This is a genomic window from Bradyrhizobium sp. USDA 327 (assembly GCF_041262065.1).
In the GTDB taxonomy this organism is placed as follows: Bacteria; Pseudomonadota; Alphaproteobacteria; order Rhizobiales; family Xanthobacteraceae; genus Bradyrhizobium; species Bradyrhizobium liaoningense.
The window spans coordinates 139,659-164,099 of record NZ_JBGCCW010000001.1 but is presented as its reverse complement, the minus strand read 5'-3'; the positions used below and the strand labels follow the sequence as shown (position 1 = coordinate 164,099).

Sequence of the window (24,441 nt, the reverse complement as noted above, 5' to 3'; positions counted from 1 at the left end):
CAGAACTGCTGCTCCGCGCTCCGGGCTTGCCGGACGGCCAAACGCGGCGGATGTCGCTGCTGCTCGTTAATGGCCACGCCGCATAGCGGGGCCACGGTGCCCTCCGATGGCGTATGTCTCACGGCGTCGCGGCCTTCGCAGAAGAGCCATGTGCTCGCTTCCAGCCGGCGCAGGGCGCGCGCAGCGAGCGCGCGCCCCCTTTGAACTAAGACTGTTGCGCCCGCGCTTTGAACGGTCAAACGCCCATCACTTCAGGTTCGGTGTTGCTATTGCAGCCACCTTACTCCATGCGCGTTCGGCAACATGCACTTCAAGCAAGGTGACGGCTCATCGTGCAACAATTCGCTTTCGAAACTGAGTGTCGATATCACTGCTCTCAGCTTTCGAAAAATGGCTCAGGGTCGCCGTTGCGTTACTCCATGCTTAGCCCCGTGAAGACGCGCTCCAAATAGACTGACGGATCATCTTCGTCAGAATAGTCCGCCTGGACCGTCGATTCAGCGGCGGCATCATCATCCTCCACCTTACTAAGGTACTTCGTAGGCTTGCCTACTCGCTGCCACTGGTCGTTCTCATTCTTCGTCCACACCTCGGGATGCTGGTGAGGATCAAGCACCCAGTGATTTCGACCCACATGAACAAAACCCATTTCTGCTAGGCGGGGTTCCATGCCGGGCAAGCCTGGTTTTGACAAGATCAAGGGATCATCACCATCCTCTCTCAGCTGGTGCTCAAGCAAAATATCGCCCGCGTTCTCAACCAGGGGATGAGTGACCCGAAGGTCCACCACGGACGTGAGATCGTTGCGCCCAAACTTTTCCCGGAAGGTCTCCCCCTTGATCCGAACCGGACCTCCTGCTCTCAACAGGCCAACTGTTTCGTCACCCAATTGATAGCTGAAGAAGCGCACGGGCCTGGCTGGATCATAGTGAGTGGCGCTATAGCTGCCAGCAACCGTTGCTGCCCGCTCAGCTTTCTTTGATACGAAGTCTGAGTACTCTTGCGGATTAATGGCGATGTTCATGATGTCGCGGCCCAAAAATCTCCGCAGCCCTCGATCGAAGGAACGCTGGTCGATCTCAACAATGGGCGGACCGGAATTCAGATAGTACGCCCTTGTTTCAGATGACGACCCGCCTGGCTCCATACCTGCAAGTGTTTCCGCAAAGCGGGGGCTATCTCCCGGTTCATCAACTTGATTAGCGCTTGTGGATTGGCTGGATGAGCCAACGACTCTGCCATACATCAGATCGCTCTCCTATCGGCAACATTGCACGCGATTGAGCTCATGCCGCGCAAGCTCGCGTTCATAATATACAACCTAACTGACCACAACCTGACCTAAGCATCTGCCGGCGCGCGGAGGCTGCGGCTGCGCAATCCGCAAGCGAGTCACGCACCCGCTGGCCAGCAATCGCAGGCTGATGGCGTGCGATATTGTCCGCGCTTGATCATCAAAAATGTGACGTTCAACGGCGCAGATCTGCAGCACCGCCCTTTACTTTCGGTCGTCGCTGCCATTGACCAATGCAGCCGTCTATCGAGGATCGGCGGCGTGCGCGCAGAATTGCTGCCCGGTGCTTTTGTCGCGGCGTCCGCGACTCGCACGTGCTATTGCACGTCATCCAATTCGGAGCAGCACCATCCGGTCCCAGGATAGAATCGCGAAGACACAGGTGCCACCATCACATGCGCTTCAACGCGATCGGCGGCTATGATCGGCCGGACAATTGTAAAACCCGTGGACCGCGGCAGACTTTCGCTCCTGCCGATCCCGCAACCGAAGGCCACAGGATAGGATGAGCACGACTGGCTCCGAAGGAAGTGCCTATTCGGAAAACCGACTAGACGACCACGACGGTAATATGATCGCCCGCCCAAGGCCAAGTCGCTTTTCGAAAAAAACGCGGATCCTGCGATACGAGCGAGACTTGCAAGCAGGCGCCAGACAGCCGGTATGGCTTGCCTCGGGGCTGAGCAGCATTCGGCCATGCGCATCTCCGCTCGTTCCGTCTTGCCATTCAGGGAAAAAATCGGGCCATTCGGGCCGGCTGGCACGAGTCTCCGTTGCGGATTGACCTGATCCAGCGGGGCCTCCCTCCACGCGCTGCGGCGAACGGGAGATAGATCCCCTTCGCTCATGCAGCTGCGGCTGGGACGTGGGTCTGGCAGCTGGCCGGGCAAACCCTATCGCACGCACCGCAGCCGATGCAGGCGCCCTGATCGTTCAGAACCATAATCTTTTTTTCGACTTCATCGTCCGCGTCATTGTCAAGGTTGACGAGTTCGCCCTCCTCGTTGATGCCTTTCAAAGTCATGACATCTTGACCGCACACCTTGAAACAGCGGCCACAGCCGATGCACTTCTTGGCATCGATCGAGGCTAGGTATTGTGGCATCCAGTCGCGGCCGTCTCGCGTTGCAAATGACATGCATTGCCCTTCAAGTATTTTCCAGCTCTTTTAGCTCGCGACTCTTGCGCTCCAGTTCGACATAGACATCGTACGCCTTCTGCGCCACCGCCATAATCGACGTCCAGTTGATGGGCAATTCTTCCGAAAGGTCGTGCAGATCCATCTTGGCCTGTATCGCCTTGGCGGACACTTTCTTTAGTTCGGCCTTCAGTATTTCACTGATCGCCCATGAGTGAGTATCCTCAATAGTTAGCCACGTCTGGAAATTTCCGAATCAGGCCAATTCCCTCGCTGACATATCTATCCCCCTCTTGAGCCAGCTTGACGCAATTATCGAATCCCAAGCGATGCACGTCGCGCAGCTGCTTGTTTACGGCGACCAACCGCCCTGCGATGAGCACTATGCGCCCGAAGCCTTCATGATGCAGCTTCAGGATCGGCTGAACCATAATGCCGGTCTCCCTCTCTACTGACAGGCCGACCGCATTGAAGAACAACTCAAGCCGCCATAGTGTATTGGGATCGGGATCACCGATGATCGGCAATGCGCGTCGTCTCTCCCTGTTCAGGATATAGGGTTCGAGCAGATCAAGGTCGCTCTTCCCTTCCCAGGCTTCATTGGTATCCTGGGCGCGCCAAAGCTTGACTAACTCGATTAGAAATGGTGCGTCGACGACGCTGCCCTGCTGCGCTATTTTTGCGGTCATATCATCTCATTCGTCGAACTCAAACGATCGCGGTTGGTCCTTTGCAAGGACCTTGCGCAGCCAGGGAGGTGGCGTGCCCTTCAGCACCGACTCGAGCTTTTCCAGCAACACGTGAATGCTTTCCGGTTTGCTCACCTTGATAGGATGAATTTTGCTGGCCACCACTCGCGCAGCCGCGGCACCACCAATGGCCGCGACGTATAGGATGGCGCAATCCTTGATCGCCTGGATCTTTGGCGCCAACTTGTCACCACTGCCGTCCTCCTCAAGATCGCCCTCAAACTCGATAGCTTTAAGAAAGACATGCCCGCTGGGCGCGACATCGTAGATTGCAATATTCTTTGCCCAGCCAAAATGAGCATCGACGCGTCTCAGATCCTGAGTGGCAAAAGCGACCTTCATGCAATTGACCTTTCAGGCGCGCCAGTGGAGCGGCGATGCCCCACGTGTTGTGGCAGTCCGGGCGTGGTCCGCCACCTATCGGGTGTAGGTCGGTCATTCTCGTCGCGATGCGCGATCACGAGATTGGCGATTTGGAAGATCACATTGCGGGTACCACGATAGCCGACGGATACTTGGTGGCCCGCGCCAAGCCGATCGAATATCGGAAAACCTACGCGATAGAACGGCACTTTCAGCCGCCCCGCCGCTTGCCTTCCATGCGAATGCGTGATCAGCAGATCGCAATGCTTTTCTTTTGCAAATCCTTCCAGATCTTCGAGGTCACCAATGAGAACCTCCTTGGTCCTGATTCGCTCGATCACCTCAGACTGAGTGGTCGTCACGGCGACGGTCACCTGCGCGCCCATATCGTGCAGCATGCCGGATAAATCGAACAGAAGGTCTGGCTCGGCACCGATCGCGACTTTGCGGCCGCCAATATGGAAGTGCGCGTCCAACATAGCATCGGCGAGCTGACTGCGCTGGCGTCGATATTTCGAGGGTATCGGGCGCCCGCTAATCTCGCTCAAAAACATCATGAAATCGTCGTTTGGATGAAGACCACACAGTCGCTCGAACACACGAAAAGGCACCCCGGTTTTAGTCTGCATGACCTCAGCCGCGCGCTGCATCTGCGCACCGATTGCAATGGTCCACCCTGCGCGCCCCATGCTCGCGATCTCGTCGACGTCAATGCCGCCGATGGTCGTTGACGTAAACTCATCGGGGATATGCCCGTCGAGCGATCCCGCCAAGTCAGGGAGAAAGGAGGGGTACAATCCGAAATCCTCCAGCAAGGCACGGAGTTCATCAAGGTCGCCGGGCGTCAGGTGACACCCCGGTAGAACATTTACCTTCGAGGGGTCCCGCAGGCCATTGGCACTTGGCCGGTCCACCAGCACCTCCACCATGCGTGCAACTGCCTTCTCCCACCCATCCTGGAACGCGCCCTTGAAATCAGGCGTTGATACATATACGAGCGGCAACTTTGTGAGTTGCGGATACGCACTCCGGATTAGTTTGAGGTACGCTTCCACATCGTCGCCGTTGGTCTCGGTGACACCGGTCGAGCAGATTCCGATGATCTTCGGCTTAGCGCGCTTGGAGATGTTAAGTATCGCCTGCTCCAAATTTTCATATCCGCCGAGTACGGTCGCGACCTCGCTCATCGCGGTGGTCTGCAGCGGTATTGCTTCTTTGAAGTGCCGGACAAAGAGCGTGAGACCGAAGGATGTGCACCCCTGTGAGCCGTGCAGAAGCGGCATCGCACCGCGCAGCCCCATGAAGGCGTATGCGCCGCCGATCGGCTGGCTCATCTTCAGCGGGTTGACAACGCAGGCTTTTGTCGGCGCCGTGACCAGGGCCATGGCGACTCCCTACTCTGCGGCCTGTCGCATATCAGATGGCTCGGACATCAACATATCTTCGATGCGTCCTTGACAGCAGCCACCGGCCGCATTGGTATGCTCTCGGACCGCTGCGACGCTCCTCAAGCCGTGCACGGAGATTGCGTCCTCAATCGTGCCCAGATCAACCCTGTTACACACGCAGATATTCCTCGCGCGGCGCGCTGTTTCGGCGAGGACCGGATCGCCGGCGATCGCGGCCATGGACTGCATCTGCTCCCGCGCTTTGGCCAAAGCCTCCCATGGCGCTGGCCGACGTAGCTGCTCCCACATCGGGCTTGAGAGCGAATTATCGATCTCCTCCACCAGCTTGACTATTCCGGCATAGCCCATATAGGCGTGGCAACGCTCCTGGTTGATATCGACCCATGGCACCGCCGCCTTCAGCGCGACAAATTGCGACTTGCCGCCCGATAGCATGATGTCCGCTTCTGCGTCCTTCAACATCTTGTACATTTCGCGCGCAGTCATGTCGTCGATCATGTGGGCATCCTGCCCCATGAGCTCCTTGATGCGCTCCTTGTCTTCCATGGTCGATTTCTTCACACTGGTTCCGACTAATTCCAGCCCGGCTTCCTGGAGCGCCGAGACGACCGACCATGACTTGACACCGCCGGTCATTAACAAGGGCCCTTTTGCCTTCGAGTCGCGGCTTGTACGGCTGGATGGCAGCCCACGCCCGCGCTTCCTCGCGCGCGATCACCGCTTCGGTGCGCCCGAGCAGATCTGCCGGGGCGCCGCGCTCAACCAATAAGCGGGCGATCTGGCGTAGCGATTCGCTTGAATCCAGAATACCGTAGAACGACCCCTCGAAGAATGGGATCCCGTAACGTTGCTCCATCTTGCGTGCCACGTTGATCATGGATTTTGAGCACACCAACATTGCCGCCCGCGCGCGATGAGATGAAGCGACTTCGCGGTATTTGCCATCGCCCGAAATGCAGCAGAGAATTCGCACTCCAAGCTCGTCTAACACTGGCTTCACCTGCCAGAGCTCTCCTGAAAGGTTGTATTCTCCGATCAGATTGATGTCGTACGGCGTGGTGTAGTCCGGTTCTCGCGTGCCGATCACGTAGTCGAGCAAGGCTTCGCCCGCGAGCTTGTTACCGAGGTTTTTCGAACCGGCGAAGCCCGGAGAATTGATCGGGATCACCGGTTTTGAGAATCTTCGCGACGCTGCCTTGCAGACTGCATTGATGTCATCGCCGATCATCGCCGGGATGCAGGTTTGATAGACGAAGATTGCGGGCGGATCGCACTTGTCGATGATCTCCTTGATCGCTTTGCACAGCCGCTTCTCGCCTCCGAATACAATATCGGTTTCGCTCAAATCGGTTGTGAAAGCGGTGCGCCACAAATCCGAGCCGGACGACGCCGCGCCGCGATTGTCCCAGGAATTACCTTCGCACGCGATCGGGCCATGTACCAAGTGAGCGACATCGGTGAACGGCTGCAGCGCAACCTTCGCGCCGTCGAAAGCACAGCCACCCGCAGCGCTACCCGGCTGCAACTGTCTGGTACAGCCGTTCCTGCGTTCCGCCTCAGACTTACTGCCATTCTTGGCGCAGCCCGGCTCGTCGAAGATATCCTGGACCGTGGCCGCCAGTGAACTCATCCTGCTTCCTCTCAGGGCAACAAATTGTAAACTCAACCGTTATGTGCTCGTGCCATCGTCCAGTCCTGGACGATGGCACGTGTAGTTGCTCATCAACGAATGATGTCGAAGCTGTAGTCGGTTTTGCCAAGAATGTTGGTCTTGTTGTCGATCTCGTCGAAGATCTTGTCCAGGATCTTGACCAGCACATTCAGACCGCCCTGATAGCCCCATATGGGGGAGCGGTGATGGTGATGCCGGTCGAAAATCGGAAAGCCGATGCGGATCAGTGGCGTTGCGGTATCACGCTCCAGATACTTCCCATAGGTGTTGCCAATCAGAAAATCGACCGGCTCGGTGAACAAGAGTGAACGCATGTGCCAGAGATCCCGCCCCGGATAGACTTGGCAGCCCTGTCCAAATGGCGAGCTTGCAAGCAGCGCCTGCATTTTCTCCTGCCACGCTTTGTTGCCATTGGTGGACAGCACATGGGTCGGCTCGGCGCCGAGTTCGAGCAGAAACGCAGCCAATCCATAGCAAAGATCCGGATCGCCATAGATCGCGAACTTTTTGCCATGAACATGAGCGCTTGAGTCGGCAATGGCATCAACCAAGCGGCCACGTTCTCGCGCGAGTTGCTCCGGAATCTCCTTGCCGCTGATGCGTGACAGCGCGACGATAAAGTCATCCGTTGCTGATAAGCCTACCGGGTAGTTGAAGGATAGAACGTCCTGGCCATGCTCTGCCGCAAATGACAGCGTTTTTTCCGTGCACCATTGCTGCATGGAGATGGTCGCCTTGGCGTGAATCGCGTTCGCCGCATCCTTCAGCGTCGTACCACCGTCATACATCCGGAATTCGCCGTCTGTCGGAGTGTCGAACACTTCAGAATTGTCGGCGAGAACTGTGTGCTGGATGCCCATCAATTCCAAGATGCGCTTAATCTCGCGAAGGTTCCCGACGGTATATCCATCGAACCCGCCAATGATGTTGATCGCTCCATTCGGTTTGCGCTCCAGCTTCGGCGCTGTTCCGGCCTTGCCGTCCCAAAAATGCTCCAGAATGCCTTTGAGGGCATTGTCGTAGCCGGTGACGTGACTGCCAACGAATGCGGGCGTGTGGGCGAACGGCACGTCGAAGTCTGCCGGAACCGAGCCCTTTTCTTTCGACGTCTTGATGAAGGCGTTCAGGTCATCGCCGATCACTTCGGCCATGCAGGTTGTGGAAACCGCAATCATCTTGGGCTTGTACATCTTGTAGCTGTTCGCGAGCCCGTCGGTCATGTTGTTCAGACCGCCGAATACGGCAGCATCTTCCGTCATTGACGAAGAGACACAGGAGCTAGGCTCCTTGAAGTGCCGCGACAAATGACTGCGGTAATAGGCCACACAGCCTTGGCTGCCGTGGACGAAGGGCAGCGTGCGCTCAAAGCCGACAGAGGCGAATACGGCGCCAAGCGGCTGACACGCCTTCGCCGGATTTACCGCCAGCGCCTCCCGCGCGAAGTTTTTTTCGCGATATTCGGCCGTTTTGGTCCATTCCTTGATACGTTCGACCTCGGCAGGATCGCGCGGATTCTCGAATATCTTCTTCTTCGCCAGCATTTGCTGGTATTCTGGACCGCGGAACAGTTCGACATGATCGAGCACGTGTTCGGCACTCTGCGGCATCGGTGAAATCCTTCACTATCAGATTGGAATCGCCCGGGCTTTCCCGGAGAGCGAGACGAGTTGCGTTATTCTGCAGCCTGGAGCTTGGCGCTCGGCGCTTCCTTCCAGGGAGCTTTCGTTCTTTTCCAAATTGGCGAGTTGACGGCCATGTCCATGTCGCGCGCGAAGATCGCAAAGCCGTCATAACCGTGATATGGACCCGAATAGTCCCACGAATGCATCTGCCGGAACGGCACACTCATCTTTTGGAAAACGTACTTTTCCTTGATGCCTGAGCCGACAAGATCAGGCTGGAGTTTTTCGACGAAGCGCTCGAACTCATAGCCATTGACGTCATCATAGATGAGGGTGCTGTCTTTCACGTAGTGCTGAGCTGTGCGCTGATAGTCGTCGTTGTGACCGAACTCGTAGCCAGTGCCAATGACGTCCATCCCGAGGTCCTCGTACGCGCCAATCACATGACGCGGACGAAGGCCGCCGACGTACAGCATCACCGTCTTGCCCTCGAGGCGCGGGCGATATTTTGCAATCACGGCGTCCACCAGCGGCTGATACTTCTCGATCACTCGCTCGGCGCCTTCCTTGATCTCGTCGTCAAAATAACCCGCAATCCTGCGCAGTGAGTCCGCGATCTTTGAAGGTCCGAAGAAGTTGTACTCGCACCAAGGGATGCCGAACTTCTCTTCCATGTGGCGTGAGATATAGTTCATGGAACGGTAGCAATGCAGAATGTTGAGCTTTGCCTTCGGCGTTGCTTCGAGCTCGGCCAGTGAACCGTCGCCGGACCACTGCGCGATTACCCGTAGTCCCATCTCTTCAAGCAGAATTCGCGACGACCAAGCATCGCCGCCGATATTGTAGTCTCCGATGATCGCAACATCGTATGGTGTCGGCTCGAACTTTGGTTTGCCCTCGGCCTCGATATGCCCGAAAATCCAATCGCGTACCGCATCGTTTGCAATGTGATGGCCTAGTGACTGCGACACACCCCGAAAGCCCTCACAACGGACCGGCACGATGGTCTTGCCTCCATATTCTTTGGATTTCGCCCTTGACACCGCCTCGATATCGTCACCGATCAACCCTACCGGGCACTCTGATTGTATCGTAATGCCGTTGTTGAGTGGAAACAGCTCTTGGATTTCATCAAGGATTTTGTCCAGTTTCTTGTCGCCGCCAAATACGATATCCTTTTCCTGGAAGTCGGAGGTGAACTGCAGAGTCACGAAGCTATCGATGCCCGTGGTGCCAACGTAATAGTTGCGCCGCGAGCCCCATGAATATTGGCCGCAGCCAACCGGGCCATGGCTGATATGAACCATGTCCTTGATTGGTCCCCAGACCACCCCCTTCGACCCTGCATAGGCGCACCCTCTTATCGTCATCACGCCGGGTATGGATTTGATGTTGGACTTCACCCCGCAGTCCGACTTACCTGCTTGGTGCACGTTGAGGTGCTTGGCACGCCTTTTCGCGGTTTTCTCCGGATAGACCTTCAGCACCTCCTCGATCAGCTCTTTGTTGCGAGCCCTGATTTCTGCGACGCTGTTGGTCGTGGCGAGACTCATCTGGTGTCCTTTAAAAGGTTAGCTGTTGGGAGGGCGGCTTCTTGATCCAAGACTTTGCAACCGGCATGCCAGGGTCTCATGAGCACTAAAACTAGAACAACAACAGTTTCTTAGCGCGACTTGTACGGTGACGGGCTGTTGTTGCGAATCCGACATCTCGCCTTTGCGAGGGACTCTTGGTTTGGCGGTGTTCGAAATGGAACAAGGCGGCCGCGCGTGAAATTCACGGCGGAGTTTTTGAGTTTATGCGCGACAGCAACGCTCTGCGGTGTAAGGCGGAAGCAGGCCGCAAGTCTGGCTTCCAATCCTTCATACTTATTGAAACCTACAGGTGCTCACCTGCGATGTAATGACGTGCGCGATCTCGCGCTCTAGATCTCAAGGCGAGCTACCTCGACGCCACGTGAACTTCTTAGGCTCGTTAGATCACACGAGCATCGTCGCGCCTTGATAAGGGGCACGCACGATCACATCGATGTCTTCGCGTGCGTTGTACATGCCGAGGGACACAGAGCTGGCCCCGCAAATTCGGACAGTAGCTTGAGTGGATTTTCTGCCTGACAGCGGCGAGGATTCTTGCTGCGAATCAGGAGCGAAGATGACGAAGAAGAGCCGCCGGACGCATTCTCCGGCATTCAAGGCGAAGGTTGCTTTGGCTGCGGTCAAAGGCGGCAAGACACTGGCGGAGCTGGCGCAACTGTTTGATGTTCATCCGAACCAGATCACGATCTGGAAAAACCAGCTCCTGGAAGGCGCCGCCGGCGTGTTTGGGCATGACAAGACATCGGCCGAGACGCCGGTCGATTTGAAGGCGTTACATGCCAAGATCGGCGAGCTGGCGTTGGAAAACGATTTTTTGTCCGGCGCGCTCACCAAGGCGGGCCTGCTGAGCGCAAAGCGATGATCGACCGCGGTCATGATCTTTCTATCGTGCGCCAGGCGAAGGTCCTGAAGCTGGCTCGCAGCACGGTCTACTATGAACCTCGGCCAGTTTCGGCCGAGGACCTTGCCTTGATGCGTCGGCTCGATGAGCTGCATCTCGATTATCCCTTCGCGGGAGCGCGTATGCTGCGATCGTTGCTGCGGCGGGAGGGCGTATACGCCGGTCGCCGCCACATCGCGACGCTGATGAAGCGCATGGGGATCGAGGCGGTCTATCGTCGCCCGAACACGAGCAAGCCGGCTCCGGGTCACAAGATCTACCCGTACCTGTTGCGCGGATTGAAGATCGAGCGGCCCGACCATGCGTGGGCAATGGACATCACCTACATTCCGATGCGGCGTGGCTTCGTCTATCTCGCGGCGGTCGTCGATGTGTTCAGCCGACGGGTCCTGGCCCATCGCGTCTCGATCACAATGGAGGCGGCCTTCTGCGTCGAAGCGGTCCAGGAGGCGTTGGCGAAGCACGGCAGGCCCGCGATTTTCAACACGGACCAGGGCAGCCAGTTCACCAGCCTCGAGTTCACCGATGTGCTGCTGGACGCGAAGATCGCCATCAGCATGGACGGCAAGGGCGCCTGGCGCGACAACGTGTTTGTCGAGCGGCTCTGGCGCACGGTCAAATACGAAGAAGTTTATCTCCGCAATGGCCGCATGACCGTCGCCGACGATTTTGTCGTCGCTCTGGTCGGGCTACGCCCTCCCGACGCAACGACAAAATCGTAAAGCCCCGCGTTCAGCATAACCCGGCAGGAATCCACTTAAATCCAGCGGGGCGCTGTCCAAACAACCGGGGCCAGCTCTCTTCGAACACGGGGCTAGTACCCGGAATCAGAGCTGAGTGATACGGCGGCCTTTGAAACGGCGTTGACGGACCTTTTTCTTGGTCCAGACGAAGGGCTCGGCTCTGTCGTTGTATGCGTTGACGTAGGCATCGATGTGTTCCTGAAGCTGCTTGAGGCTCGTGAAGGAGGTGCCGCTGAGCGACTGCCCCTGCAAGATGGAAAACCATACTTCGACCTGATTGAGCCATGACGCACTTGTCGGCGTGAAATGAAATTGCACGTTGGGGTGGGCCTTGAGCCAGTCCTCGTTCTTTTTATGGGTGTTGAGGTTGTCGAGGATGACGTGAAGCTTGCGGTTCGGAAAAGTCGCGGTGACGCTGTTCATGAAATCGAGAAACTCGACGCGGCGCCGGCGTTTTGAATGGGTCGCGATGATCTTTCCGGTGGCGACTTCGAGCGCCGCAAACAATGTTGTGGTGCCATGCCGCTTGTAATCGTGGCTTTGGCCGGTTAAGGCGCGGCCATTGGGCAACTTCAGATAACCCTGCGCTCGCTCCAAAGCCTGGATCGAGGGCTTCTCGTCCACGCACAGCACAATGGCCTTCGCCGGCGGCGCGACATAGAGGCCGACAACATCGGCGGCTTTGGCCGTAAAGTTCGGGTCGTTGCTCTCGCACCAGGACTTGCGAGCCACCAGGTCAATCTTGTGGCTGCGCAGGAACCGCCAGACATATTGGACATCGACATCGCCCAGCGCCTCGGCCAGCAGGGGGCCGGTCCAGCGCGCAAACCCTTGCGGTGGCGGCTTATCCAGCAGCTTCAGAATCCGCTTGTCGGTCGTCTTCGTATAGATCGGCTGCTTGCCAGGCCGCGGCTTGTCTTGCAGCCCTTCAAGGCCATGGTCGGCATAGCGATGCCGCCAAAGGCTGACAATCCGCGGCTGGACCCCAACTTCCTTGGCGATCGACCGGGTGCTGCGCCCATCCGCCGCCAACAGAACTATCCGCGCCCGCTTCAAATCGCGCTGCAACGTCACCGGTGAGCGACAGCACGCCTCAAGCACCTTGCGATCTTTCCTCGAAAGGTGGACTTCTCTTGCTTCGGGTATCATCCCGACCTTGAATCACGACTCACGTTCCAAGAAAAGTGGGTACTAGCGAGCGAGGAAAACGGGAGACGGGTCGCAAAGGCGGCTGTTTTGGATATTATCTTCATCATGCTTCGTGCAGGAGCCCCTCTCATCGGCTGCCGCTCCTATGCGGGCACGCAAGTATCTGGCACGGGGCAAACCACGGCGCACTTTGGCGCGTCAGAATGCCCCTCACATTGGGTACACTGGGACGGATTGATCACATAGATGTCGTTCTTCAGGCTAATCGCGGCATTGGGACACTCGAACTCGCACGCACCGCAGACCGTGCATTGGGATGCGATTATCTTGTAGGCCATCAGTGCTATTCCATAAGCAAAAGGTGCGGAACAGTTTCTTGCTATCAAGTCTTGTGCCAGACATCTTGAGCTTGATTCATCTGAAGAAATTTCGATAACGCAGGTCGCCGACCCGATACGGTGTCGCAAATCCTACAACGAACATGACAATCTGATCTCGATCCTGTGGTTTGCGCATGATCGGTGTCACGGCCGTCAGCGATCAGGTAAACCACCTTCTCCAGCATTAGGGAACGATCCGAGATCCTTAAGGCCGCCTGCCGCGGCTATGATCGATGTGTCGCGACATCATGGAGCTGTCCGGGCAAGTATCAGGTCGCCCGCGGCGCATCTTGTCGGCTTCACTCAATGGGACCGGAAGGTACATCGTCTCCCTATCCTGGCGGCGGTTGAGGCAGGCGTTCGTCCGGTGATCCTCTGCTTCGTTCCGCACTCCTAATCAATACTGGCGGAGGTCAGTTGATTAATAGCCGAAAAAAAGAGCCACCCCGAAGGGTGGCCTTAGTCAGGGAGGAAACGCCCATGAGGGCCTCTGGGATCAGGCCGCAGCCTGTTCGATCGGGGAGAAGGGCAGCCCGAGGCTCTCGGCCACCGCCTTGTATGTTAGCCGGCCCCGATGGACGTTGAGGCCTGCGCGCAGATGTGGATTCTCGAGTACGGCGGAAAAACCCTTGTTGGCCAGAGCCAAACCAAACGGCAGGGTCGCGTTATTCAGTGCCTGGCTCGAGGTTAGCGGCACGGCACCCGGCATATTGGCCACACAATAATGAATGATGCCATCTACTTCGTATGTTGGATCAGCGTGAGTGGTTGGGCGCGATGTCTCAAAGCAGCCGCCCTGATCGATAGCGACGTCCACGAGTACGGCTCTCTTGCGCATTGAGCTCAGCATGCTCCGGCGGACCAGCTTCGGAGCGCTTGCCCCTGGGACGAGCACCGCACCAATCACCACGTCCGCCGCAAATACCTCTTCCTCCACGGATTCGATGGTCGAAAACCTAGTGCGAACCCGTCCTTCGAATAGCTCGTCCAGCTCACGGAGCCGGATGATCGAACGATCGATGATGGTCACCTCTGCGCCCAGACCAGCCGCCATGCGCGCGGCGTGCGTACCGACGACCCCACCTCCAATCACCACGATTCGGGCAGGCTGAACCCCGGGCACCCCACCGATCAGCAGCCCTCGCCCCCCTGTACTCCGCTTTAGAGCGCTACCCGCCGCTTCGATCGAAAGCCTGCCCGCGACCTCGCTCATCGGCGCCAGCAGTGGAAGACCACCATGAGCATCAGTTACGGTCTCATAGGCGATTGCAATGCATCCAGATTTCAAGAGGCCGGCAGCCTGTTCCGGGTCCGGGGCCAAGTGCAAATAGGTGAACAGGATTTGATCCTCACGCAGCTGGGACCATTCGGCCGGCTGAGGCTCCTTGACCTTTACGATCATCTCGCTCGATGCGAATACCTCAGCTGCCGAAGTTAAGATCGTTGCGCCGGCATTGCGATAATCGCCATCGGTTGCACCAATGCCAGCGCCGGCATTGGTCTCGATCATCACGCGGTGGCCCGCTGCCACGTATTCACGGGCAGCTCCTGGGGTAAGGCCCACGCGATATTCGTGCGCCTTGATTTCCTTTGGAACTCCGACCTTCATTTGAATACTCCCTGCCTGACGCGCCTTCTTATCGGAAGCGCGCAGCGATATCGCGACGCAGCCGGGCAAAATGGCGCAGGAATTCAGCGATATTTGCGAGGCTTCGCAGGATTTCAAACCCAGGGGTGCTGGGTAGATCGTGTGATCCTGTTCGCTGAACTTAGCCGTCGAAAACTGCGCGATGCCGGTGAATCGTTCCGAATTGCAGTCGCGGCCCGCAGAAAAGCCAACAACCGAAATCCAGCCTCGCCGAACTCCTCAAGCAGCAAAGACGGCAATTTGCCAATTAGGTAGGATTGCCTATCAAGCGAAACGCTTGTTGAGCTGAGGGCTAATGGCGTTGTCAGTAAATGGCGGCCAAGAAATGGACGTTGCGCAGCCTGTTCAACAGATCCGAGGCAATTGTTCCCCCCACAGCCAGTCGACGATTCGCCGGCCGCCGAAATCGGTCGTCATCTGCACAAATTTGTGATCGTCAGCCTCCGCCTCACCGATATCGGCCGCATTGGACCCGAGGGGGTGCGCCTTCATGGCTGCGAGAACGGCATCGGCAGAATCCGGCGCCACGATCGCGACGAGCTTGCCTTCGTTGGCAACATGGATCGGTTCGAGTCCAAGCAGTTCGCAGGTAGCCGCAACCGCAGGCTTCACCGGAATCATCGATTCCTGCAGATGGAAGCCGAGCTCTGATTGAAGCGCGATCTCATTGAGAGCCGCAGCGAGCCCGCCGCGCGTAGGGTCGCGCATCACCCGGATGCCGCCACCGCCAGCGGCAACCATGGCCGCAGCGAGACTATGCAACGCTGCTGAGTCGGAGACGATTTCGGTTTGAAATGCAACGTTCTGACGCTTTGACATGATCGCCACCCCATGATCACCGAGGCTACCGGACAGCAGCACACGGTCCCCGACCTTTGCCTTGTCAGCGGAAAGATCGAGCCCATCGGCCACCAGCCCGATCCCGGTCATAGAGATGAACAGACCGTCCGCCTTGCCACGCTCGACCACCTTGGTATCCCCGGCAATGATATAGACGCCGGCGGCACATGCCGCCGCGCCCATCGACTCCGCGATCGTCTTGAGATCCGAAAACCGGAAACCCTCCTCGATGATAAAGCTGGCCGACAAATAGAGAGGACGCGCACCGGACATCGCGATGTCATTAATCGTGCCGTGCACAGCCAATGACCCGATGTTGCCGCCAGGAAAGAACAGTGGCGAAATCACATAGCCATCAGTCGTCATCACCATCCTGCCTGCGGTAACATCGAACGCCGACTGATCATTGGAGCCGGCGAGCCATTCATTACCGAAGGCCTGATGAAAGAGGCCGGAGATTAGCTGTGCCATGGCACGGCCTCCGGCCCCGTGGGAAAGTTCAACGCGTCCGTTCTCCACATCGAGCTTGCGTTGATAGGCTTTCACGCTCATGACGTCTGCCTCGCCTGCTCATCGCGAACTCGGCGATAGGTCCAATACGCCGCACAAGCTCCTTCTGATGACACCATGCAGGCTCCTATGGGCGTTTCCGGCGTGCAGATATTGCCAAACAACTTGCAATCGATCGGCCGTTTGGCGCCACGCAGGATCGCGCAGCATTCGCAGGCCGGATTGTCTGCGACACGCAGGTCATGGATCGCAAAGCGCGTCTCGGCGTCGAATTTTGCATATGATTGCTTCAGCTTCAGTCCGCTGTTGGGTACCAGTCCAAGCCCGCGCCATTCAAACTGCTCACGCAGCTCGAAGACCTGCGAGACCTCCTCCTTGGCGCGCCGGTTGCCTTCGCGTGTCACTGCACGGCTGTATTGGTTTTCCACCTCGTGGCGGTTTTGGTTCACTTGCCGCACCAGCATCAGGACAGCCTGCAGCACGTCGAGGGGTTCAAATCCGGCGACCACGATCGGCTTCTCGAATTGTTCCGCCATGGGCTCGTAAGGCTGCGTACCGACAATGGTGCTGACATGTGCAGGCCCGATGAAGCCGTCAATGGGGACCCCGCCCGTGTTGCGGATCTTCGGGTTCTCGAGAATGCGGTGCATCGCAGAGGGCGTAAGAACGTGATTGCAGAACACGCTAAGGCCCTCGAGCCGCTTGTGCTCGGCAATCCTGATCATGACCGCCGTCGGGGGCGTCGTGGTCTCAAATCCGATGGCAAAGAAGACCACTTCGCGGCCCGGCGTCTGTTCGGCGAGCCGGATAGCGTCGAGGGTCGAGTAGACCATCCGAATGTGGGCACCCAGCGCTTTGGCAAGCAACAGGGACTGCCCTTGCGACCCAGGCGCGCGCATCAGGTCGCCGTAGACGCACAGAATGACCTCTGGCCGCGCGGCGAGCCGGATCGCCATGTCGATACGGCTCGCCGGCAGAACGCAGACGGGACAACCGGGCCCGTGGATCATCCGAACGTTCGCGGGCAGCAGATCCTCAAGACCGTAGCGGGAGATTGCATGAGTGTGTCCACCGCAAAATTCCACGAACCGGTAGGCTCGTTGTGAACTGACCTCAGCGTCAATTGCTCGCGCAAGTTCCTGCGCGATAGTCTTGTCGCGAAATTCGCTGGAATATTTCACGATCGGCATTCCTTCGCAGCGCCTAGCTCCTGCAGGAGCTCTAGCGTGCGCTTGGCTTCCGCCGGATCGATCTTAGCGAGCGCATAGCCGACATGGACCAGGACGAAATCGCCGACGTCGAGCTCGTCGAGGAGGGCAATCGATATCTCCAGGTTGACGCCATCGATGAACACGAGGGCCATTTCGTTGGGAAGAATTTTCGCGATCTTTGCCGGAACCGAAAGACACATATCAGGCAGCTCCTGCCCGGCGGGCGGCTGTTGAGCAATCTTTAGAGCCGCAATCCAGGCCTGGCCGAGGCTCAAACCGCCGTCATTGGGCGGCAGCCGTCGCGGTACCAGGGGGGTAAGACCGGCATCGCTGCACCCCCGCGGGATTTTGTCCGCCAGCACCGCGTTCAGGAAGCAGCCGCCGCTCAGAACCACGGTATTGATGCCGGTTGTCCGCGCAGAGCGTGTGACCCAGTCAACGCAGGCAGCGGCTAACGTGCCATGAAACAGCCCGGCTCCTCCGGCAGCGTCAATGTCATCAGCAATCAAACGTGAAAATAGCGGACCAAGGGACAGCACGCCGCCCTCGATCGTCCAGCCGGCTTCCAGAATCGTAGTACCCCGCACCAGCGCTTCGAGCTTCAACGCTGCTTCGCCGTCATAGCTCTGCAGATTCGCAATACCTAGCAGCGCCGCTGCCGCGTCGAACAACCGTCCCGCACTGGTCGTGGTGGTCCCGCCCGGCTGATCGAGCAAGTCCGACAGACAGCCGGCTTGCCGCTGCGCGGCAAAGCGCTGCCCGATTTCGTTACCCCGGCCGAGCCCGTGTAATACTGCGCTGGCCATGCGCCACGGCTCGCGGGCTGCACGATCTCCACCCGGTATCTGCAGGGGCGCTAAGTGCCCGATGCGCTGGGACGACGTCTCTTCGCACAACAATAATTCGCCACCCCAGTTACCGCCGTCGGAGCCAAAGCCATGGCCATCGAGCACCAGGGCAAGCGCAGGTCCCGCATGGCCGTGCTCAGCGATTACTGCGGCAGCGTGTGCATGGTGATGCTGAACCGCGACTAGCGCGCGAGCATTTGCTTCCGCAAACCGGGTAGAAGCCATATCGGGATGCAAATCATGGGCGACGGCGACAGGCTCCACGCCGAGGCTCGATGTGAGGTGCCGGATCGTCTTCTCGAACGCACGGATGCTTTCGGCCGTATTTAGATCGCCAATATGCTGAGAGACGAACGCTTGGTCGTCCCGCGTGATGGTGACGGTCGACTTCAGTATCCCGCCGACGGCGAGCACGGGCGGGACAGACCTTGCAAGCCGAATTGGCTCGGGAACATAGCCGCGAGCACGACGGATGAATTGGTCCCGGCCAGCGGCCACCGAAACCACGGAATCATCAGCGCACGCCAAGATATCGCGATCATGGGTCACGACCAGGTCGGCGACCCCCTTGAGCTGTCTCAACGCCTCCACGTTATCGATCAGCAGGGGTTCGCCGTAGAGATTTGCACTGGTGACAACGATGACCGGGCCAGCCTCTCCACGCTGCGGCAACGCGGCAATAAACTCAGACGTACGGTGCCCCTCGACCTCGATGAGAACGCCCTCGGGACCATTGATGACAAATCCCGCCAATCCGTACCGCATGGCTAGTCCATAGACGTAGGGACGAAAGCCAACCCCTTGCACTGCTCCACTCACGCGCACGCGCAGTCGCTTTCGATCGCAGGTGGCTGCGGCGCTCATCGCCTTGCGTCCTCTAAGGCGCGCCTCTGACGGCGCGCCTGCCTGTTGATCCAGGCGTAGAGCGCGCCAAAGCCCTCGCCAGTACGAGCCGAAACGACAAGCACGTCAATCTTTGGGTTGACCCGTCTGGCATACTCAGAGCTGGCCCCGGTTGTTTGGACAGCGCCCCGCTGGATTTAAGTGGATTCCTGCCGGGTTATGCTGAACGCGGGGCTTTACGATTTTGTCGTTGCGTCGGGAGGGCGTAGCCCGACCAGAGCGACGACAAAATCGTCGGCGACGGTCATGCGGCCATCACCATAGCTTGCGTGCCGAAGTAAGCCTCGTCGGGCGTGCGCCCGTCAAGGCTCGAGTGAGGGCGTCCCTGATTGTAGAAGGCCAGATACTTGGCAATTGACGCTCGCGCCTCGGACACGCTGTCGTAGGCGCGGAGATAAACTTCTTCGTATTTGACCGTGCGCCAGAGCCGCTCGACAAACACGTTGTCGCGCCAGGCGCCCTTGCCATCCATGCTGATGGCGATCTTCGCGTCCAGCAGCACATCGGTGAACTCGAGGCTGGTGAACTGGCTGCCCTGGTCCGTGTTGAAAATCGCGGGCCTGCCGTGCTTCGCCAACGCCTCCTGGACCGCTTCGACGCAGAAGGCCGCCTCCATTGTGATCGAGACGCGATGGGCCAGGACCCGTCGGCTGAACACATCGACGACCGCCGCGAGATAGACGAAGCCACGCCGCATCGGAATGTAGGTGATGTCCATTGCCCACGCATGGTCGGGCCGCTCGATCTTCAATCCGCGCAACAGGTACGGGTAGATCTTGTGACCCGGAGCCGGCTTGCTCGTGTTCGGGCGACGATAGACCGCCTCGATCCCCATGCGCTTCATCAGCGTCGCGATGTGGCGGCGACCGGCGTATACCCCCTCCCGCCGCAGCAACGATCGCAGCATACGCGCTCCCGCGAAGGGATAATCGAGATGCAGCTCATCGAGCCGACGCATCAAGGCAAGGTCCTCGGCCGAAACTGGCCGAGGTTCATAGTAGACCGTGCTGCGAGCCAGCTTCAGGACCTTCGCCTGGCGCACGATAGAAAGATCATGACCGCGGTCGATCATCGCTTTGCGCTCAGCAGGCCCGCCTTGGTGAGCGCGCCGGACAAAAAATCGTTTTCCAACGCCAGCTCGCCGATCTTGGCATGCAACGCCTTCAAATCGACCGGCGTCTCGGCCGATGTCTTGTCATGCCCAAACACGCCGGCGGCGCCTTCCAGGAGCTGGTTTTTCCAGATCGTGATCTGGTTCGGATGAACATCAAACAGTTGCGCCAGCTCCGCCAGTGTCTTGTCTCCTTTGACCGCAGCCAAAGCAACCTTCGCCTTGAATGCCGGAGAATGCGTCCGGCGGCTCTTCTTCGTCATCTTCGCTCCTGATTCGCAGCAAGAATCCTCGCCGCTGTCAGGCAGAAAATCCACTCAAGCTACTGTCCGAATTTGCGGGGCCAGCTCTCTCGATGGTCTTTTCCAAATCGAATTCAAGCAGCGGCGCCAGATCGATCTTGTTGATCACCACGAGGGATGAAGCAGCAAACATATCAGGACATTTGAGGGGCTTGTCTTCACCTTCCGTAATCGAGAACACCACGATCTTGCAGGCCTCGCCAAGATCGAAGGCAGCGGGACAGATCAGATTACCGACGTTCTCGATGAAGAGAATGCCGCCTGAAAGCAGGGGCAAGCGGCGATAAGCTCCGCCGATCATTGCAGCATCGAGATGACAATTCTTGCCGGTATTGATTTGAACGGCTGGCACGCCGACAGCCTGAATACGTTCAGCGTCGTTCGAGGTCTGCTGGTCGCTTCGATGACACCGACCGGGCGGCTGCGCTTGAGCTCGGACGCGGCACGGACCAGCAGCGTCGTTTTACCTGCACCGGGACTGGATAAAAGATTAAACACGAGAACGTCATCGGCAAGGAAGAGGGCCCGGTTGACCGCCGCAATCCCATTATTCTTGCCCAGGATATCGCGCTCGATCTCGATGACCTGCTTTCCGCTCATGCCCCCGACCCTTGAATCAGCCGAGCCGGCGCCGCCGCTCGGAAGCGGCTGTATGCCATGTGCCTGATGGTGGGCCGGCCGGCGAAGAGGAGAATGGCCATCGCAAGAGTCCCGCACATGGTCATTGTATCGCTCGTGGCTCTTCGCATCATTTGACCTCGAGTGTTTGGTCGTCGGTGTACCTTCCGTGCAGCCGCAAACGGTACACATCAATCGATCTCCAGCGCTTTCACGCGCATCTGTTCGCCCGCGGTTACCTGCAACTGATAACTGCCGCAGCAAGGACAGCAATCACCCCGGCGTGCAATTTCAACGCTCTTCGAACAGCTCATGCACCAGGCAACGCCCGGTAGTTCAACGATATTAAGCGCGGCGCCTTCGGCAACGGTCCGCATTGCAGCGACAGCAAAGCAGAACCTGATCGCTTCAGGCGCGGCATGACTCAGCGTTCCCAATTCCAAACAGACGCTCCGCACCCGCGAAGAGGATCGCTCCCGTACCTTCTCCTCGACGATCTGAATGATCCCCATGCAAATGGCCATTTCATGCATCGTGAAATTCACGAAAATTGAGAGTGAACCCGACGCACGGATCCAGCGACGCAATCACCGCGTGGACTGCATCACAGCGCCGCGGAGCTGTCAGCACGGCGCCCTGCAGGTTCCGTACAAGCGGTCCGCGCTTATGGAAATTCCACTCCGTCGGCGCCAGGAATTCGAAGCGAGATATCCGGCCGTGAGCGTCAAGCTCAACAGCGTGGTAGAGACGTCCCCTGGCGCATTCGACCGCGGCCGCTGCACGACCGGGCCCAAGCTTATATCTTTCGATAATCCCATGCTCTGCGGTATCCGGCTGAGCGCCGGCCTCAAGCCAGGCACATAGCCCGGACGATTTCAACTATTCTGGCCATCAGCCGCTCGGCCGCACCGAAGGGTCTCAGCAAGAACCGATCCCGGGTCATTTGGCGCGCCCAAGGACCCGTCTCAGGCACATGTCCTTCCAGATCCGGACAATCGCAAAACGTCGAATCATCCCCGAGCAATCGCTTCGCGATGTTGAAGTCGTCAGCAGCGGACAGGAACGAGTATGCTGCCGGAGCCGACTTCAAGCCGGCCTCATGAAGCGCCGCGACGCGAAGCGACAGTGGGCTGCCGGACCTGAGCGCGCGTCCCTCATTCGGTACGCCCAGCGCGGCCAGCGCCGCCGCGATCCGCGCTGTTGCTTCCCGTTGAGGGGGGCACGAGGCTCGCTGGGCGGAGCGAACAAGCGCTGACAATTCCGACATCAGGGAGCGGATTGCTGCCGCACTGGCGACCTCTAGCGTGAGATGTCCGGCAAATAGGCCCCGTGCCAAATCCATGATGCGCTCGGTAACGATCAGCGCAATACGATGCTGTTTTTTTTTTGCGAGGGTGATCACTTCGTCGCGCGCCGTTTCGATCGCGGTCAACAGTGCGGTTTGCTGCGCAGCGGCACATAACGCGAAGAGCCGCGGCACTGCGTTGAGCAGTGACGAGGCCTGCTTTCCGGCGAATATCCGACCCAGCGGCGGCCGGACTCGCGGCTGGATCTCGACCGAGGCGACTACGTCGGCAGCTAGCAATACGCGGACATGGATTTTGTTGCTTGCAGTGAGGTTCATGCGCAATGCTGCCCCCTCCCCCCGCGCAAGCTATGATCCATCCGAAGGCGCCGTCTGTGGGATCGCAACTGATGTCGAGTGCCCGAGCGCATCATGTGAAGTACGCCTCGAGAATTTCCTGCACGCGTCCGGCAGAGTCCTGGAAATCCTCGTCGGCAGCCAACGCAACAATCGGCACGCCCCCGACCTCCACCGTATCAAGGATGATGTTGTCCGTAGAATTGAAGAACTGCACGGACCAAACATTCCTAGTCCCGGTCGCCTGCACTCTGCAGGCACCGTAGCCCCGCAACATGAGTTGGACGGGTCCGTTGCCCAAGCTTTGCTGCAGGAATGTCAAGTCGACAACGCTCATTGGCAGTAACGTCAGATTGATGACATGCGCATTCATGCAAAATTGCCAGACGCTGGCCCGCTCGCGTATTTCGGCCAGCACCGGTTGAACGTTCATCGCGCCATCCGGCGGCGTGTCAATCAGAAGTTCGGTTGATGTCAGGTCAGTTGCGGCACGCCGGACAATCTGCGGAATCGCTCCAACCTCGACATATTCGTGCGCCGGTTCGGTTCCGATGCGCACGCGCCAGATTCCGGCATGCACGGACTCCCGGATTTGTGCCAAACTGCCGTCCGGCAACGCAACCACCCGGTCACCTCGCCTTCCCCGAGCAATTCGTCAATCAGCTTGCGCTCGGCATCGCTGAAATTTGCGAGTCCGTACAATTGTGTCGGATCACCGCTTCTCTGACCCCCAACAGCAGCAGCGACATTTGACATTAGCAGGGCAGCGTTCGGATACTTCCTTGCACATTCGTCGCAAACCCGCCAAACGCGATTGACAAGCGCACTTGTCGCGCCGCGATAGAATACATCGAGAGTTCCAGAACCTGTGGTAAAGCCGCTCGCCGCGCGGCCGGCGCCGCCAGATACAACGGGGATCGCTGCTTTCACGATGCGATGTTCCATTGTCTGTGTCGAGGGGTATTGCACTTGCCGGCGCCGGTGCTGCCGGCGAGTGCCCAAAGGATCGGTGAGGAGATGCGGTTGATCGTGAGCAAACGATCCGGTCTCTTGCCGATCAGGCAGAGTATATTGTTCCTCGGGGATAGGCGCGGCGTCGACAGTCTACGCTGGCCGGGCCGGCCGGTCAGTGTGCCACCAGGGCCGCGCGAGGGTGCTTCACTGATCCGCAGAATATGTAGGGGATCAGCCGCCGGCAGCGGCATCAAGGTCGCCTTCCTGGGAACGTGCGCGACCAGGCGCGCATCGGCGCTAACGCCCTCCACGTCGTCGGACGGAGCGGGCCGTGTCAGAGCGTGCTGAGCCGGCTGCAACTTCATCACACTCCTCTCTGATCATGATCGGTTCTGCCAGCATGGCGGTTAGCAAGGCGCATGCCAATCATCTCTAGGTGCGCGAGTCGCGTTCGACCCAACGGCGTAGCGCCTGACGTTGTCCAAGCCGATGGTCCTGCGACTGGAATCCGGTCTATGAACCCCAGCCGGTGCAAGGGAGCGGAAGCGCTAGCGTAGGTGCTCCGGCAATTGCGGCTCGTGACCGATCAAGTCCGCAAAGAAGCGATCGCAGCTCTGACCGTTGAGGCTGGCCTCAAGCCCGTCAAGTGCTTTGCAGATCAGCCTTGCTTCGTTTTCGTCCAGGAGCCGCACTGCGCTGTCGATATGAACGAGCACCTTGGCGCCGGCCCGTACATCAGCGAGCAGCACGACGGAGATGCGCCGCTGCTCATTGCCATACTCGCATAACGCGGTGACACCGTCGGTCTCGACAATCGTCATTGGCAAGCCAAGGCACAT

At 58.5% G+C, this 24,441-nt stretch carries 22 protein-coding genes and 2 pseudogenes; 1 reads left to right on the top strand and 23 read right to left on the bottom strand.

The window, feature by feature from the left end:
• Nucleotides 1-412: 412 nt before the first annotated feature.
• The 9 genes and pseudogenes from ABIA42_RS00760 to nifD all read right to left on the bottom strand — a co-directional run bounded on the left by ABIA42_RS00760 (nucleotide 413) and on the right by nifD (nucleotide 9,800).
• Entirely contained in the window at nucleotides 413-1,246 is an 834-nt protein-coding gene (locus ABIA42_RS00760) for a host specificity protein (protein WP_223153749.1), read from the bottom strand.
• Between the two features lie 892 nt (nucleotides 1,247-2,138).
• Nucleotides 2,139-2,432, bottom strand: a complete 294-nt coding sequence (gene fdxB / locus ABIA42_RS00755; RefSeq protein ID WP_011084559.1) for a ferredoxin III, nif-specific — start codon at nucleotides 2,430-2,432, stop codon at nucleotides 2,139-2,141.
• A 10-nt stretch (nucleotides 2,433-2,442) separates the two neighbouring features.
• Nucleotides 2,443-2,637, bottom strand: coding sequence for a CCE_0567 family metalloprotein (locus tag ABIA42_RS00750; protein WP_026312876.1), 195 nt, complete (start codon nucleotides 2,635-2,637; stop codon nucleotides 2,443-2,445).
• Nucleotides 2,638-2,656: 19 nt separating this feature from the next.
• Nucleotides 2,657-3,121: a NifX-associated nitrogen fixation protein gene (locus tag ABIA42_RS00745; protein WP_011084557.1), complete on the bottom strand. Its 465-nt coding sequence runs from the start codon at nucleotides 3,119-3,121 to the stop codon at nucleotides 2,657-2,659.
• A gap of 6 nt (nucleotides 3,122-3,127) precedes the next feature.
• Entirely contained in the window at nucleotides 3,128-3,523 is a 396-nt protein-coding gene (gene nifX, locus ABIA42_RS00740; protein ID WP_011084556.1) for a nitrogen fixation protein NifX, read from the bottom strand.
• Complete coding sequence (gene nifN, locus ABIA42_RS00735; protein WP_011084555.1) at nucleotides 3,520-4,929, bottom strand: nitrogenase iron-molybdenum cofactor biosynthesis protein NifN; 1,410 nt, start codon at nucleotides 4,927-4,929, stop codon at nucleotides 3,520-3,522. Before nifN ends, nifX begins: the two co-directional genes overlap by 4 nt.
• A gap of 9 nt (nucleotides 4,930-4,938) precedes the next feature.
• Nucleotides 4,939-6,583 (bottom strand): annotated as a pseudogene (gene nifE / locus ABIA42_RS00730) (nitrogenase iron-molybdenum cofactor biosynthesis protein NifE).
• Nucleotides 6,584-6,675: 92 nt separating this feature from the next.
• The gene (gene nifK, locus ABIA42_RS00725) at nucleotides 6,676-8,232 is read right to left on the bottom strand and encodes a nitrogenase molybdenum-iron protein subunit beta (protein WP_011084553.1); all 1,557 of its coding nucleotides are present in this window, start codon (nucleotides 8,230-8,232) and stop codon (nucleotides 6,676-6,678) included.
• Between the two features lie 65 nt (nucleotides 8,233-8,297).
• Nucleotides 8,298-9,800 (bottom strand): nitrogenase molybdenum-iron protein alpha chain, encoded by a 1,503-nt coding sequence (gene nifD / locus ABIA42_RS00720; protein WP_018648292.1) that lies wholly within the window; start codon nucleotides 9,798-9,800, stop codon nucleotides 8,298-8,300.
• A gap of 598 nt (nucleotides 9,801-10,398) precedes the next feature.
• Here nifD and ABIA42_RS00715 point away from each other — a divergent pair.
• Nucleotides 10,399-11,384 (top strand): annotated as a pseudogene (locus ABIA42_RS00715) (IS3-like element ISRj2 family transposase); the annotation flags it as partial.
• Nucleotides 11,385-11,570: 186 nt separating this feature from the next.
• Here ABIA42_RS00715 and ABIA42_RS00710 read toward each other — a convergent pair.
• The 14 genes from ABIA42_RS00710 to ABIA42_RS00645 form a co-directional block, all read right to left on the bottom strand.
• A complete protein-coding gene (locus tag ABIA42_RS00710; RefSeq protein WP_011084514.1) occupies nucleotides 11,571-12,635 on the bottom strand; it encodes an IS630-like element ISRj1 family transposase in 1,065 nt (354 codons plus the stop codon).
• 143 nt (nucleotides 12,636-12,778) lie between these two features.
• Nucleotides 12,779-12,973: a 4Fe-4S binding protein gene (locus ABIA42_RS00705; RefSeq protein ID WP_011084548.1), complete on the bottom strand. Its 195-nt coding sequence runs from the start codon at nucleotides 12,971-12,973 to the stop codon at nucleotides 12,779-12,781.
• A gap of 538 nt (nucleotides 12,974-13,511) precedes the next feature.
• On the bottom strand, nucleotides 13,512-14,624 hold the full coding sequence (gene ald, locus ABIA42_RS00700) for an alanine dehydrogenase (protein WP_011084547.1): 1,113 nt from the start codon (nucleotides 14,622-14,624) through the stop codon (nucleotides 13,512-13,514).
• Nucleotides 14,625-15,008: 384 nt separating this feature from the next.
• Nucleotides 15,009-16,055, bottom strand: coding sequence for a hydrogenase expression/formation protein HypE (gene hypE / locus ABIA42_RS00695; RefSeq protein WP_340671989.1), 1,047 nt, complete (start codon nucleotides 16,053-16,055; stop codon nucleotides 15,009-15,011).
• The gene (hypD, locus tag ABIA42_RS00690) at nucleotides 16,052-17,194 is read right to left on the bottom strand and encodes a hydrogenase formation protein HypD (RefSeq protein ID WP_370115807.1); all 1,143 of its coding nucleotides are present in this window, start codon (nucleotides 17,192-17,194) and stop codon (nucleotides 16,052-16,054) included. The genes hypE and hypD overlap by 4 nt, the downstream gene beginning before the upstream one ends.
• On the bottom strand, nucleotides 17,191-18,936 hold the full coding sequence (hypC, locus tag ABIA42_RS00685) for a HypC/HybG/HupF family hydrogenase formation chaperone (protein ID WP_011084544.1): 1,746 nt from the start codon (nucleotides 18,934-18,936) through the stop codon (nucleotides 17,191-17,193). The genes hypD and hypC overlap by 4 nt, the downstream gene beginning before the upstream one ends.
• Nucleotides 18,937-19,219: 283 nt before the next feature.
• A protein-coding gene (locus tag ABIA42_RS00680) for an IS3-like element ISRj2 family transposase (protein ID WP_109866565.1) occupies nucleotides 19,220-20,349 on the bottom strand; the annotation gives its coding sequence in 2 pieces (ribosomal slippage) (nucleotides 19,220-20,097 and nucleotides 20,097-20,349; 1,131 coding nt in all).
• Nucleotides 20,350-20,386: 37 nt separating this feature from the next.
• Nucleotides 20,387-20,740 (bottom strand): hydrogenase nickel incorporation protein HypB, encoded by a 354-nt coding sequence (gene hypB, locus ABIA42_RS00675; protein WP_231166591.1) that lies wholly within the window; start codon nucleotides 20,738-20,740, stop codon nucleotides 20,387-20,389.
• Nucleotides 20,686-20,988, bottom strand: coding sequence for a hypothetical protein (locus ABIA42_RS00670; protein WP_014497976.1), 303 nt, complete (start codon nucleotides 20,986-20,988; stop codon nucleotides 20,686-20,688). The genes hypB and ABIA42_RS00670 overlap by 55 nt, the downstream gene beginning before the upstream one ends.
• A gap of 209 nt (nucleotides 20,989-21,197) precedes the next feature.
• Nucleotides 21,198-21,539, bottom strand: a complete 342-nt coding sequence (gene hypA / locus ABIA42_RS00665) for a hydrogenase maturation nickel metallochaperone HypA (protein WP_011084541.1) — start codon at nucleotides 21,537-21,539, stop codon at nucleotides 21,198-21,200.
• The gene (locus ABIA42_RS00660) at nucleotides 21,532-21,885 is read right to left on the bottom strand and encodes a nickel-dependent hydrogenase large subunit (protein WP_014497978.1); all 354 of its coding nucleotides are present in this window, start codon (nucleotides 21,883-21,885) and stop codon (nucleotides 21,532-21,534) included. The genes hypA and ABIA42_RS00660 overlap by 8 nt, the downstream gene beginning before the upstream one ends.
• A complete protein-coding gene (locus ABIA42_RS00655) occupies nucleotides 21,854-22,630 on the bottom strand; it encodes a hypothetical protein (RefSeq protein ID WP_370115810.1) in 777 nt (258 codons plus the stop codon). Before ABIA42_RS00655 ends, ABIA42_RS00660 begins: the two co-directional genes overlap by 32 nt.
• 91 nt (nucleotides 22,631-22,721) lie before the next feature.
• Complete coding sequence (locus tag ABIA42_RS00650; protein WP_011084538.1) at nucleotides 22,722-23,273, bottom strand: hydrogenase expression/formation protein; 552 nt, start codon at nucleotides 23,271-23,273, stop codon at nucleotides 22,722-22,724.
• 877 nt (nucleotides 23,274-24,150) lie between these two features.
• Nucleotides 24,151-24,441 (bottom strand): HypC/HybG/HupF family hydrogenase formation chaperone, encoded by a 291-nt coding sequence (locus tag ABIA42_RS00645; protein ID WP_011084536.1) that lies wholly within the window; start codon nucleotides 24,439-24,441, stop codon nucleotides 24,151-24,153.